14 protein-coding genes and 1 other RNA gene are annotated in these 12,880 nt (G+C 61.3%); 5 read left to right on the top strand and 10 right to left on the bottom strand.

What is annotated here, in order from left to right; translation table 11 throughout:
* Nucleotides 1–9 precede the first annotated feature (9 nt).
* The 5 genes from LY284_RS09570 to lptF form a co-directional block, all read right to left on the bottom strand.
* Nucleotides 10–432: a type II toxin-antitoxin system VapC family toxin gene (locus tag LY284_RS09570; protein WP_041730175.1), complete on the bottom strand. Its 423-nt coding sequence runs from the start codon at nucleotides 430–432 to the stop codon at nucleotides 10–12.
* A complete protein-coding gene (locus LY284_RS09565; RefSeq protein WP_041730945.1) occupies nucleotides 432–677 on the bottom strand; it encodes an AbrB/MazE/SpoVT family DNA-binding domain-containing protein in 246 nt (81 codons plus the stop codon). Before LY284_RS09565 ends, LY284_RS09570 begins: the two co-directional genes overlap by 1 nt.
* Nucleotides 678–754: 77 nt before the next feature.
* Nucleotides 755–1,135 (bottom strand): sirohydrochlorin chelatase, encoded by a 381-nt coding sequence (locus LY284_RS09560; RefSeq protein ID WP_014190654.1) that lies wholly within the window; start codon nucleotides 1,133–1,135, stop codon nucleotides 755–757.
* 22 nt (nucleotides 1,136–1,157) lie between these two features.
* Nucleotides 1,158–2,306: an LPS export ABC transporter permease LptG gene (gene lptG / locus LY284_RS09555; RefSeq protein ID WP_014190655.1), complete on the bottom strand. Its 1,149-nt coding sequence runs from the start codon at nucleotides 2,304–2,306 to the stop codon at nucleotides 1,158–1,160.
* Between the two features lie 4 nt (nucleotides 2,307–2,310).
* The gene (gene lptF / locus LY284_RS09550) at nucleotides 2,311–3,408 is read right to left on the bottom strand and encodes an LPS export ABC transporter permease LptF (protein WP_014190656.1); all 1,098 of its coding nucleotides are present in this window, start codon (nucleotides 3,406–3,408) and stop codon (nucleotides 2,311–2,313) included.
* Nucleotides 3,409–3,574: 166 nt separating this feature from the next.
* Between lptF and LY284_RS09545 the strand changes: the two genes are divergently transcribed.
* The 3 genes from LY284_RS09545 to LY284_RS09535 are packed head-to-tail and all read left to right on the top strand — an operon-like array spanning nucleotide 3,575 to nucleotide 5,933.
* Entirely contained in the window at nucleotides 3,575–5,107 is a 1,533-nt protein-coding gene (locus LY284_RS09545; RefSeq protein WP_014190657.1) for a leucyl aminopeptidase, read from the top strand.
* Nucleotides 5,108–5,114: 7 nt separating this feature from the next.
* A complete protein-coding gene (locus LY284_RS09540) occupies nucleotides 5,115–5,531 on the top strand; it encodes a DNA polymerase III subunit chi (RefSeq protein WP_014190658.1) in 417 nt (138 codons plus the stop codon).
* Nucleotides 5,532–5,591: 60 nt separating this feature from the next.
* Complete coding sequence (locus LY284_RS09535) at nucleotides 5,592–5,933, top strand: DUF2486 family protein (protein ID WP_014190659.1); 342 nt, start codon at nucleotides 5,592–5,594, stop codon at nucleotides 5,931–5,933.
* 149 nt (nucleotides 5,934–6,082) lie between these two features.
* Here LY284_RS09535 and LY284_RS09530 read toward each other — a convergent pair whose 3' ends face one another.
* On the bottom strand, nucleotides 6,083–7,174 hold the full coding sequence (locus tag LY284_RS09530; protein ID WP_014190660.1) for a type I restriction endonuclease: 1,092 nt from the start codon (nucleotides 7,172–7,174) through the stop codon (nucleotides 6,083–6,085).
* Nucleotides 7,175–7,569: 395 nt separating this feature from the next.
* Entirely contained in the window at nucleotides 7,570–9,243 is a 1,674-nt protein-coding gene (ilvD, locus tag LY284_RS09525) for a dihydroxy-acid dehydratase (RefSeq protein ID WP_014190661.1), read from the bottom strand.
* A gap of 108 nt (nucleotides 9,244–9,351) precedes the next feature.
* On the opposite strand from ilvD, the gene LY284_RS09520 reads away from it, so the two are divergent.
* Together LY284_RS09520 and lgt are read left to right on the top strand one after the other, a co-directional pair.
* The gene (locus LY284_RS09520; RefSeq protein WP_014190662.1) at nucleotides 9,352–10,290 is read left to right on the top strand and encodes a LysR substrate-binding domain-containing protein; all 939 of its coding nucleotides are present in this window, start codon (nucleotides 9,352–9,354) and stop codon (nucleotides 10,288–10,290) included.
* Between the two features lie 36 nt (nucleotides 10,291–10,326).
* The gene (gene lgt, locus LY284_RS09515; RefSeq protein WP_014190663.1) at nucleotides 10,327–11,229 is read left to right on the top strand and encodes a prolipoprotein diacylglyceryl transferase; all 903 of its coding nucleotides are present in this window, start codon (nucleotides 10,327–10,329) and stop codon (nucleotides 11,227–11,229) included.
* On the opposite strand, the gene LY284_RS09510 is transcribed toward lgt, so the two are convergent.
* From LY284_RS09510 to ssrS, 3 genes are all read right to left on the bottom strand, one after another.
* Complete coding sequence (locus LY284_RS09510; protein WP_375294257.1) at nucleotides 11,230–11,919, bottom strand: SIMPL domain-containing protein; 690 nt, start codon at nucleotides 11,917–11,919, stop codon at nucleotides 11,230–11,232. It lies immediately after the preceding gene.
* A gap of 111 nt (nucleotides 11,920–12,030) precedes the next feature.
* Complete coding sequence (locus LY284_RS09505) at nucleotides 12,031–12,489, bottom strand: EVE domain-containing protein (RefSeq protein WP_014190665.1); 459 nt, start codon at nucleotides 12,487–12,489, stop codon at nucleotides 12,031–12,033.
* A gap of 95 nt (nucleotides 12,490–12,584) precedes the next feature.
* A non-coding RNA gene (ssrS, locus tag LY284_RS09500) (6S RNA) lies at nucleotides 12,585–12,766 on the bottom strand.
* Nucleotides 12,767–12,880 lie beyond the last annotated feature (114 nt).

The following is a 12,880-nucleotide window of genomic DNA, read 5'->3' as shown; positions in this document are numbered from 1 at the left end:
CCGCGTGATCTAGATGTCCACCGAATCGATGTCTTTTACTTTTGCAGCGCGCGCGAGCGCAGCATCCAGCGTCGCCATCGCGTGAGCCTTGCAGTCGAGGGCCGTTGCGAGATGCAGGGCGTCTCCGGCACGCAAGGCAATCGACGCGTCGAGCGACAGCACCGCTGCTCGGTGAAATACCGGCGGTTCGATCGGCGTAAGTTGAAGATCGGTCGCGCACAGGCGCTCGAAGTCTCGCCACGCCGACGCCGATTGCTCGTCGGAAATCTGTCCGGTTCTTTGCTTGAGGGCCAACGCGCTCGCGAACTCCGTCACGCACCAGACGCCGGAAATCAGTTCGTCATGGCAGGACGCGTACCAATTCGCGGACGCCTCGCTCTTCGGTTCTCGCACGCAAAGCGCGACGAGCACGCTCGTGTCCACGTACACCATCAGTAACGTGCGCCGCCGCGTAGCTCATCCATGACCGATTCGGTCATGGGCATCGCGTCCCGCGTCTTGGCGAGTTCCTTTGCGAATGCGAGACGGTCCCACTTCGCTGGGCGAAGCGAAATCCCTCCGTCAACGGTCAAGCTCACTTGGACCTGATCGCCTTCGGATAGACCGGTGTGCCGAAGCAGATCGGCGGGAATACGAACGGCGAGGCTATTGCCCCATTTCGAGATAAGTAGATTCATCGCTGCCCCTGTGGCTATACGCACTTGTATAGCCATTATAGGATGCGATTCGTGGACGCGACATTCAGCCGAATGGCCTAAGCGCCGTGGTCGGTCTGCCGCAAACAATACTCCGCTACCGCCTGCAGCACCGCATCGTCTTCCCCAACGGCCGTCGCGCAATGAATCGCGACGCCCGGATGCGCTTCTCGACACGTCTCGACGATTTCCGGCAGATCCCGCCGCACGTGTCCGCCTTGCCCGAAAAACACCGGCACGACCGTAACCGCATCGCAACCGTCGCCGGCGAGCGAAGCCACCGCCGAAGGCAGATCCGGCGACATCAGTTCGAGAAACGCCAGCGCCACAGGCCGATCGCCGCGCGAAGCGCGCAGTTTCGCCGCCAGCCGCTCGAACGGCTCTTTCCACCGCGGATCGCGCGCACCGTGGCCGAACAGGATGATGCCGTGCTTACCCATCGCGCGCTCCCCGGAAGAAACGTCAGTGCCGCTCCACCCACTTCAGCCCGATCAGCCCGATCGCCAGATAGGCGAGGGCGGGCGCTGCCGCCGTGATCGGCGCGGGCCACGTATTCAGGTTGCCGATGTGCGAGAACAGCGTGTTGAACAACTGGAAGCTCATGCCGATCATGATGCCGCCGAACACCTTCACGCCGACCACGCCCGCGCGCGTATGCAGATACGCGAACGGCAACGACAGAATCAGCATCACGAAGACCGCGAACGGATACAGAATCTTGCGCCAGAACGCGATCTGATAACGCTGCGTGTCCTGATGATTTTCCGTCAGATGCTGGATATAGCGGAACAGATTGAACATCGACATGCGATCCGGCGAAACCAGCAGCACCGAGAGAATCTGCGGCGTCAGTTCCGAACGCAACGAATATTCGGGCAGCGTCGTCTGCGTCGCGCGATACACCGGGTTCAGCGTATCGCCCGGATTCACGGCTTGCGGCGGCGCGTCCCTCAGTTGCGTGTCGGTGACGCCCGTGAGCTTCCAGTGGCCCGGCGGCTCATACACGCCGCTCTTCGCGATGCGCACGTTGGTCAGGCGGAATTTCGAATCGAATTCGTAGATGCGCACGTTGGCGATCGTCGTGTCCGGATTGAGCGTCCCCACGTTGACGAAGCGCGTGACCTGCTCGCCGTTTTCCTTTGCCGTCAACGTGTCCTTCACCCACACGCCGGACTGAAAGTTCGACGACACCGACGACCCCAGCGCTTCCAGCCGCACGCGTTCGGACAACTGATCCGTGTAAGGCCCGACCACCTCGCCGATGAGGTACGTAATCAGCACGAGCGGAACGCCGATCTTCAGCAGCGAGCGCAGCGCAGCGCCGGTCGAAAGCCCCGACACGCGGAAGATCGTGAATTCCGACGCCGCGGCCATCTGCGCGAAAACGTAGATGGCGGAAATGAGCGCGGCGACCGGAATGATTTCGTAGAAGCGCGAAGGCGTCTGCAAGCCGACCCGCAAGATCGCGAGCGTGAATTTGTAGTTGCCGTGCCCGACCGTGTTCAGTTCGTTGATCAGGTCGAAGAAAAAGAACAGGCCCGAAAACGCGAACAAAATAAAGATGAACGCGAGATAAATCTGGCGCGCGAAATATCGTTCGTAGATGCGCATTGCGTCAGGCCCCCTTCGAACCCGTCAGCGACGAGAGCTTGAAAAGCGGCCGGTTGCGCACGCGCAGCCAGAAGATGAATGCGACGAGCGCGCCCACGATGACATGCAGCCCGACGAGCCCCACGCCGAACGACAGCTTGCCCTGTTCGATCCACGACTGCACCACGTTCAGCAGGTTCGAATAGGTGAGATAAATCAGCACGGCCATCACGAGATTGATGGTGCGGCTGCGGCGCGGGTTCTGATACGAAAGCGGAATGGCGAGCAGCATCAGATTGATTGCGATGAGCGGCAGACCCGCGCGCCACGCGAATTCCGCGAGATTTTGCTGAGTCGGATCGGCGAGCAGATCCGGCGTGGAAATGCCCGTGGTAGTGGGCGTGTTGACCACCTGATGATTCAAAATCTTCACACCATAGCGCTCGAACTCCATGATGCGGAAGTTCGGCTGGCCGGGTTCGCCGTCATAGCGGCGGCCGTTGTCGAGCACGATGAAACGGTCGCCGTCCTCGCGCGTTTCCGTGTGGCCGGTCTGCGAGACGATCACGCTCACCTTGCCGCCTTCCGTGCTCGTCACGAACACGTTCTGCACCGCGCTTTGATCCGGCGACATCTTCTCGATGAAGAACACGCGATGGCTCGACGGCGACTCGCGGAACTGTCCGGGCGCGAGCAGCGACACTTCATCGCGCTGCTGAAAGCGCGCCTTGATCAGCTTGCTTTGCTGGTTCGACCACGGCCAGCCGACGAACGCAAAAAAGATGATGAGAATGATGATCGGCGTGGCGAACACCGCGACCGGCTTGATGAGTTGCGTCTGGCTCACGCCCGAGGCCAGCCAGACGACCATCTCCGAGTCGCGATACCAGCGCGTGAGCACGAAGAGAATGGAGACGAAGAGCGTCACGATCAGCATGACCGCGAGATAGCCGATGACGGTGAGACCGATCAGCACGACGACGTCTTTCGGGTCGATCTGACCTTGCGCCGCGAAGCCGACGATGCGGATCATCATCGTCGTGAGCATGATCGTGAGCAGCACCATGAATACGGCGCCGGCCGTATACGCGAGTTCGCGCTGCAGGGAGCGTTCGAAGATCATTTGGTTAGCTTTGAGCCGGCGGGGGATGCGGAAATCTTGCGCGCACCTCTGGCAAACGGGAAGGCGTCAGCTCATCCTCGTTTCGCGCCTGTGACCGCCGCGGAAAAAATAGCGGATAATTGCGGCTTTCATCCTTCAGCCAAGATTTTATCCGAGGATAAGCGCGATGGACTTTAGCATAAAAGCCTGTGATTGGAGCAAAGGCGAGGCAAATGGTTTCCTTACCGGAAAGTCGGATGTCATCGTGCTCGGCATCTTCGAAGCGCAGACGCTCACGGGCGCGGCGCGCGACATGGATGTCGCTACCAAGGGCCTGATCTCGCGCGTTGTGAAAGCCGGCGACATGAGCGGCCGCGCGGGCACGACGCTCATGGTTCCGGAAGTCACCGGCATCGGCGCATCGCGTGTTCTGCTCGTCGGCCTCGGCAAACAGGACGCCTTCAATCAGAAAGCCTATGGCGAAGCCGTGCGCGCCGCATGGCGCGTGGTGCTCGGCTCGAAGATCGGCCAGGCCACGTTCACGCTTGCGCAACTGCCCATTCAGGAGCGCACCGGCGACTGGGCCGTGCGCGCCGCGATCCTCGCGCTGCGCGAGCTGACCTACAAGTTCACGCAGATGAAGAGCAAGCCCGACAACGGCGCTCGCTCGCTGAAGAAGATCGTGTTCAGCATCGATTCCGCCGACGAGAAAGCCGCGAAAACCGCGCTGAAGCAGGGCGTCGCGATTGCGAACGGCATGGATCTCACGCGCGATCTCGGCAACCTGCCGCCGAACGTCTGCACGCCGACCTATCTCGGCCAGACCGCGAAGAAGCTCGGCCGCGACTGGAAGCTGAAAGTCGAGGTGCTCGGCCAGAAGCAGATCGAAGCGCTCGGCATGGGCTCGTTCCTGTCGGTCGCGAAGGGCTCGGTCGAGCCGCCGCAATTCATCGTCATGCAGTATCAGGGCGCGGGCGCCGAATCGGGCAAGGCCAAGAGCAAGAACGCGCCGATCGTGCTGGTGGGCAAGGGCATCACCTTCGATTCGGGCGGCATCTCGATCAAGCCGGGCGAGGCGATGGACGAGATGAAATATGACATGTGCGGCGCGGGCTCGGTCTTCGGCACGATGCGCGCGGTGGCCGAAATGGGCCTCAAGCTCAACGTCATCGGCGTCATTCCCACGTGCGAGAACATGCCCGCGGGCAACGCGGTGAAGCCGGGCGACATCATCACGTCGATGAACGGCACGACCATCGAAGTGCTGAACACGGACGCGGAAGGCCGCCTCATCCTGTGCGACGCCCTGACCTACGCGGAGCGCTTCAAGCCCGCCGCCGTGGTCGATATCGCGACGTTGACGGGCGCGTGCATCATCGCGCTCGGCCATCACAACACGGGCCTCTTCTCGAAGGACGACGCGCTTGCGGGCGAGTTGCTCGACGCATCGCGCGAGGCGGTCGATCCGGCCTGGCGCCTGCCGCTCGACGACGAGTATCAGGACCAGCTCAAGTCGAATTTCGCGGATGTCGCGAACATCGGCGGCCGTCCGGCGGGCAGCGTGACGGCGGCGTGCTTCCTCTCGCGCTTCGCGACGAACTATCCGTGGGCGCATCTCGATATCGCCGGAACCGCGTGGAAGAGCGGCGCGGCGAAGGGCGCGACGGGCCGTCCCGTGCCCTTGCTGTCGCAGTTCCTGATCGATCGCGCCGGCGCATAAGAGCGGCATGACCCGTATCGACTTTCACACTAACGTAGGCGATCCGCTCGCGTACGCCTGCCGCCTCGCGCGCAAGGCGTATCTGAGTGGCAAGCCGCTCGTCGTGCTCGCCGAACCGCAGCGCCTCGCCGCGTTCGACGAGCAGTTGTGGACCTTCCAGCCGCTCGAATTCGTGCCGCACTGCATGGCGAAGAGCCCGCTCGCGGAGGATACGCCGGTGGTGCTCACGTCGAATCTCGACGAAGCGCCGCATCATCACGTGCTCGTGAATCTCGGTGCGCCGGTGTCCGCGCAGTTCGCGCGCTTCGAGCGTCTGGTTGAGATCGTCGGCAGCGATGGCGACGATCTCGCCGCGGGCCGCGAGCGCTATCGCTTCTATCGCGATCGCGGCTACGCCATCGAAACGCACAATCAGGGCGGTTGAGCGAACAGAGCGTGTGTGCTCCAGGCGCTACGCTTTCAATAAAAGTAGAGACCACCCAAGATGACCGACAAGCCCGATTCCTTCGATCCATCCATTCCCGTTCTGACCGATGTCGTCGTGCCCGGCAAGCCGGAATATGCGCGCGCGCCGTCCGTCGACGAAGCCGCGATCGAATACGATGCCGAGCAGATCGCCGACCGGCTGCGCGGCCGTTTCACGAATTTCCTGACGGGCGAAGCGCGCGCGCTGATCGAAGAGCGCTGCCGCGAAGTGCTGCGCGAGCATTCGTCGCAACTTGTTTCCGCGATCACGCGTGAAGTCGCGATGGCGCTCGAAGGGCGCATGAGCGAATGGGTGCGCGAGGCGGTGGAGAAAGAGTTGCGGCGGCAGCGCGGGGAGTAAGGGTTATCACGTAGCAAGCTTCGAGCAACAAGAGGGCTTTGGGATTCGCGTCTGCCTCTTTGCCTGTCTGTTCGAAGCGCGCACCGGACGCGGCAAGGAATGCCCGGCGCGCCCTTACCGCATCAAAAGAATGCAGCACGTCCGTTTGGTTAGGAAGCGGCCGCCATTTCTTCGTCGCGCGTGTACCACGAGACGCATGCTTTCAGCCTGTCTGCGAGATCAAAGATGTCATCCAGGCTTTGCAGAGGTACGCGGTCTTCCTCTTTCTTTTCATCGAAGACGCCGATGACGAGGCGGTTCTCGTTATTAAACCGCAATCTGCAGATCGGCTTACGATTGTTGTCATCGAACAAGACGGCACAGTAGCTGGCCGCACCGCGTATGGCTACTCTGTCAGCATGTACGGCGGGGCGCAAGATCGCGCGCACAATCTGATATGCCTCGACCTCGATCCGTGTCGGCTCTGTCGTCTCGGCAGACGCGTCATCAGACTCGGCATGAGGAACCGACGCGAGCAGTGTGGGCTCAGGGGTCATCGCGCCCTTCAGTCGCTCGTTTATCTTGTCAGCCACCAATTGCTGGAATGCGTGCTTCGTGATCTGAGTGAATTGATCCTTCACCGCGTTCTTGAAATGTTTGCCAGCTAGAAATTCCGCCGACACGAGACGCACGAATTCCTCAGGCGGCTCGGCCATCCACTCGTTCAACGTGTTCTTGATGGCGCGTGTGTATTTCAGATGATTTGCCGTCGTGAGTATGTTTTCAAGATCAAAAGCTATCTTGGCAAATTTTTTCAGTTCCTCGACATCTTGTTCGCGAAAATCAGCGAAGTTGAATTCGAAGAAAGGCTTCTCGTCCATCTTGTTTGGTTGTTCAAGATCAGTGAAAAACCGATAAACAAGGCCATTCGTCAACACGCCAAATCTCGCTTCCGTGACGTGGAAATAGCGAAAGAGTTGGCTAGCGTGGTTGATGCTCAGATCCCCGCCGCACTTCTTGCACTCGAACAGCATGATTGGCTCGCCATTTTTCAGAATCGCGTAGTCGACTTTTTCGCCTTTCTTCGTGCCGACGTCAGCGATCAGCTCGGGCGTAACTTCGAGTGGATCGAAAACGTTGTAACCCAGCAGGTGAATGAATGGCATTACCATTGCATTCTTGGTCGCCTCTTCCGTCTGTACCATGTCCTTTGCTGCGACGACACGTGCTGCCAGGGCTCTAACTTCGTCGATGAAATCCATACTTTTTTACCGTCTATGTTTGCGGGAGTTGCGTTCGCTTGTTGTCGTCAAGCAGTGCAAAATAAAAAATAGATGCGAATCTTGGTAGAAATGGAAAGCCTAGCGACCATTCGTCTATAAATCAACTCGATGCATTCGATTAAGCTCGCTACGGCGTGGCTGGCGGGAGCGACGTAATCCAAATTGGCTGATTGGGAAGAAGGGACTTCACCTCTCATTGTCTCGGTCAGTTACTTCACCGTCCGGGACGAAGAGCGTTCCGCATTCGAGCCGATCACGTTGTCGCTTTTTATTGCGCGTTGGCAGTTTTAATCTGGAAGAAGCAAAAAGGCTGCTTCAGCTCAAAGCCGAAGCAGCCTCTTTTGCGCCAACGGAACCGCGCTGCAGCTACATGCCTAGCCCGTCACCGCCCCCTTGTTCGCCGGCCCCGCGAGCGCCGCGAACTTCGCCAGCACGCCGCGTGTGTACTTCGGCGCGGGCTGCTTCCACGCGGCGCGTCGTTTCGCCAGTTCGGCATCGTCGACATTCAGTTGCAGCAACAGCTTGTGCGCGTCGATGGTGATCGAATCGCCTTCGTGCACGAGCGCGATCGTGCCGCCCGCGAACGCTTCCGGCGCGACGTGCCCGACCACCATGCCCCACGTGCCGCCCGAAAAGCGCCCGTCGGTGATGAACCCGACCGATTCGCCCAGCCCCTTGCCGATGATCGCCGATGTCGGCGCGAGCATCTCAGGCATGCCGGGACCGCCTTGCGGCCCGAGATAGCGCAGCACGAGAATGTCGCCGGCCTTGATCTTGTCGGAGAGAATCGCGTCCATCGCGCTTTGCTCGTCGTCGAACACGCGCGCCGGGCCCGTGATGACCGGATTCTTGAGGCCCGTGATTTTCGCGACCGCGCCGTCTTCCGCCAGATTGCCGCGCAGGATCGCCAGATGCCCTTCCTTGTACAGCGCCTGCTCGATCGGGAAGATGACCTTCTGATCCGCGCGCGGCTTGCCCGGCACATCCTTGAGTTCTTCGGCGATCGTGCGGCCCGTGATCGTCATGCAGTCGCCGTGCAGCAGGCCCGCATCGAGCAGGATCTTCAGCACTTGCGGGATGCCGCCTGCCTTGTGCAGATCGGTCGCGACATATTGACCCGACGGCTTCAGATCGCAGATGACCGGCACTTTCTTGCGCATGCGCTCGAAGTCGTCGATGCTCCATTCCACTTCCGCGGCATGCGCGATCGCCAGATAGTGCAGCACGGCGTTGGTCGAGCCGCCCGTCGCCATGATCAGCGCGACCGCGTTTTCGATCGACTCCTTCGTGATGATGTCGCGCGGCTTCAAATCCTTCTTCACCGCTTCGACGAGCACGCGCGCGGATTCGGCGGCGGAATCGACCTTTTCCTGATCGGGATTCGCCATCGTCGACGAGTACATCAGCGACATGCCGAGTGCCTCGAACGACGAGCTCATCGTGTTCGCGGTGTACATGCCGCCGCACGAGCCGGTGGACGGACACGCGTTTTTCTCGACGCCCTTGAAATCTTCCTCCGACATGCGGCCCGCCGTGAATTCGCCGACCGCCTCGAACGACGACACGATCGTCAGGTCGCGGCCCTTCCAGTTGCCCGGGCGAATGGTGCCGCCGTACACGTAAATCGACGGCACGTTCATGCGCGCCATGCCGATCATGCCACCGGGCATGTTCTTGTCGCAGCCGCCGATGACGACGACGCCGTCCATCCATTGCCCCTGCACGGCGGTTTCGATGCAATCCGCGATCACTTCGCGCGAGACGAGCGAGTACTTCATGCCTTCGGTGCCCATCGACATGCCGTCGGAAATCGTCGGCGTGCCGAAAATTTGCGGATTGGCGTCGGACTTCCTGATCGATTCGATGGCGGCGTCCGCCAGGCGCTGCAGGCCCGCGTTGCAGGGCGTGATCGTGGAATGCCCGTTGGCGACGCCGATCATCGGCTTGTCGAAGTCGGCTTCCTGATAGCCGAGGGCGTAGTACATCGAACGGTTGGGCGAGCGGGCGACGCCCTGGGTGATGTTCTTCGAGCGGCGGTTGAAAGCCATGATGTGCTCCTTGAGGGGATGTTTTTGATCTCGTGCAGCAAGAATGCAGCCCCGGCATGTGTCTGTCCAATATATTATTCAAGGCTTATTAGGTCGCGGAATGTATCAATGGAACAGAGAGATCCGCCCATCGAACTGCGTTTGCTGCGCTACTTCGCGACAGTCGCCGAAGAGATGCACTTCGGCCGCGCCGCCGCGCGTCTCGCGATGACGCAGCCGCCGCTCTCGCAGGCGATCCGCGCGCTGGAAGAGGCACTGGGCGTTCAGCTTTTCGCGCGCACGAAACGCACCGTGGAACTGACGCCGGTTGGGAAAGACCTGCTGCCGGAAGTTCGCCGCCTGCTCGCTTCCGCCGACGCGCTGCGCCCGCTCGCGCAATCGCTCGCGCGCGGCGAGGCGGGCAGGCTGTCGCTCGCGTTCGTCTCCACCGCCGATTACGGCCTCTTGCCCGCGTTATTGCGCGATTTCGGCGCGCGCTATCCTGGCGTGCGCCTGCAACTGACGGAAGCGACGAGCGACGTGCAGATCGAGGAGCTCGTCGCCGGGCGCATCGACGCCGGCCTCGTGATTCCGCCGCTGCCGCCGCGCTACGCGAGTTCGCTCCAGTATGTGCCGATCGCGCGCGAGCCGCTGATGATCGCGATGTCGGAGAAACAGGCGGAAGAACTGGATTCGGCGGAGGATGTGCCCGTCGATCTGCACGATCTCGCGGCGGCCCCGCTCGTCGTCTTCCCGAGACGGCTCGCGCCCGGTTTGTATGACATCATCATGGGTTGCTACGGCGCGGCGGGGCTCACGCCGCGCATCGGCCAGGAGGCGATCCAGATGCAGACCATCGTGAGCCTCGTGTCCGCGGGCATGGGCGTCGCGCTCGTGCCGCAGTCGCTGCGTCATCTGCGGCGCACGGGCGTCGTGTATCGTCCGTTGCTCGACCCCGGTCCCATCGTGGAAACGGGACTGGTATGGCGCTTCGCGGAAGTGAGCCCCGTGCTCGCCGGGTTCATCGAAATCGTCCGTTCGCGGGCTGAAAGCGCCGGTTCTGTATGATTCGCCTTTGAAAGTCGCTCAGCTCCCCACATCAGAATGCTCATACATCCCAATTTCGATCCCGTCGCGATTCATCTCGGTCCGCTCGCCGTGCGCTGGTACGGCCTCATGTATCTGGTGGCGTTCGTGTCGGCCATCGTCATCGGCCGGCTGCGCCTGCGGCTGCCTTACGTCGCCGCTCAAGGCTGGAACGCGAAAGACATCGACGACATGCTGTTCTACGGCGTGCTCGGCACGATTCTCGGCGGACGCCTGGGCTACGTGATTTTTTACAAGGCGAGCTTTTACGCGGCGCATCCGCTCGATATCTTCAAGGTCTGGGAAGGCGGCATGTCGTTTCACGGCGGCTTTCTCGGCGTGACGCTCGCGATGGTGCTGTTCGCGTTTCAGCGCAAGCGCACCTGGCTGCAAGTGACGGATTTCGTCGCGCCGATGGTGCCGCTCGGCCTCGCGGCGGGGCGTCTCGGCAACTTCATCAACGGCGAACTGTGGGGCCGCGTGACGGACCCGAACGCGCCGTGGGCGATGCTCTTCCAGAATTCGACGAACGACGACGCGATCTGGCTCGCGAAAAATCCGCAACTCGATGCGCAATATCATCTCACCGAGATTTTTCAGCGCTATCACATGCTGCCGCGCCATCCGTCGCAGTTGTACGAGATCGCGCTGGAAGGGCTCGTGCTGTTCGTCGTGATCTGGACGTTCTCGCGCAAGCAACGGCCGGTGGGCGCGATCTCCGCGCTGTTTCTGATCGGTTATGGACTGGCGCGCTTCACGGTGGAATTCGCGCGCGAGCCTGACGATTATCTCGGCCTGCTCGCGCTCAATCTCTCGATGGGTCAATGGCTCTCGCTGCCGATGATCATCGCGGGCGTCATCATGATGATCTGGGCGTACAAGCGCAATCTGCGCCTGCCGCCCGAGCCTGTCCGGACGTAATCAGCGTCCCATTTGCACCGAACCCGACACGTCGACGGTCACGGTCGCCGTGCCGGCTTCCATCGCGATGGGCGAGGCCATCTTCGCGTCGGCGCTCATTGCGCGCGATTGCATCATCATGATCGGGCGCGGCTGATTCCCGCTGCGCCCGACGTTCACTTCCCGAATCGTGAAATTGCTGTAGCCGAACGCCTGCGCGGCGGTCTGCGCCTGCTTGCGGAACGAATCGATGGCTTGCGACACGAGCTTCTGCTCGGCCGCGCGCTGCGCTTCGGGCGACAGCGAGAACGCCACGCTGCCCACCTGCATCGACGAGCTCATCTTGCCCGCGAGCTTCGACGCCGCCGCGAAGTCATGCGATTCGAGCACGACTTCCGTGCGCCCGCGCCACGCGGAAATCTTGCCGTCGCGATCCGTCGACGGATACACCGTGAACGAGCCGCTCTTCGCCGTCACGCCTTCGACGCCCTTGGCTTCGCGCAACGCAGCCTCCGCGCGCTGATTGAGCGTGTTGGTGAGCGAGGAGGGATCGGCCGCTTCCTGCTCGTAGAAGAGCGTGATGTTGACGACATCCTGCGGCACCTGCGAGCTCGCCTGCGCGGAGAGCGAGAGCACGCCCGAGGGCTGCGGCTGGGTAATCACCGTCTGCGCGGCGGCGGATTGAGAGAAGCTGAGCGCGGCGCCGGACATCGCGAGGAGGGCGAGCGCGGCTGCGGTTTTTTTCTTGATCATCGAAGGACTCCGAATATCGCGTAATGTACGACGCGTTTTAGGCGTTGCCTTCGAGTAGTAAGTTCCGTGTTAGACGAGGCGCTCGGTAATGAATTGCCACTGCGCTTGCGTGACCGGTGTAATCGACAGCCGGTTGCCGCGGGCAAGCACCTGCATATCGGCAAGCTCTTCGTGTTCGCGCAGCGCCGCGAGTGCAATGAGCGGCGTCTTCTTCACGAACTTCACGTCCACGAGCATCCAGCGCGGCGTTTCCTGCGTCGATTTCGGATCGTAGTAGTCGCTTTCCGGATCGAACTGCGTGGGATCGGGATAAGCCGTCGAGCACACCTTCGCGATGCCCGCGATGCCCGGCTCGGGGCAGCTCGAATGATAGAAGAGCACGCCGTCGCCGATGCTCATCTGATCGCGCATGAAGTTGCGCGCCTGATAGTTGCGCACGCCCGTCCACGGCAGGGTTTTCTTCGGCGCGTGCGCGAGGTGATCGATGCTCGCTTCGTCCGGTTCGGACTTCATCAGCCAGTAGCGCATGATTGTTCGCTATGCGGAAATCGTCGGGGCAAATCGTCGGGGCTAGTCGTCGACGCAAATGAAAACGGCATCGGTAAAACCGATGCCGTTTGAGATAGGTCCCCGCCACAGCCGCTAGGCCGGCATCCTGAACCTGGGTTCAAGATTGGTCGCGGTAAGCAACACTTCGGGTACATCGGACTAGCGACGCGCGCGCCCGTGCTGCAAGGTTCCGCAACCGTGCCAATGTAGCATTGGTTCAAGGAATATATGACCTTGGCGAACCAGGCAGGGAAACGTCACTTTACACCAATCGTTTGCCCGTTGCAGCTATCTGGTGGCGTTCGCGCGGTTTCTTTTTTCGATTGACATTGCGCGCTGATTGACTCGACGCGCAAGCGCTTCACCGTGC

Source organism: Caballeronia sp. PC1, assembly GCF_021353155.1.
Classification (GTDB): Bacteria; Pseudomonadota; Gammaproteobacteria; order Burkholderiales; family Burkholderiaceae; genus Caballeronia; species Caballeronia cordobensis.
The sequence above is the reverse complement of the archived record's forward strand: the minus strand, read 5'-3'. Positions and strand labels throughout refer to the sequence as shown.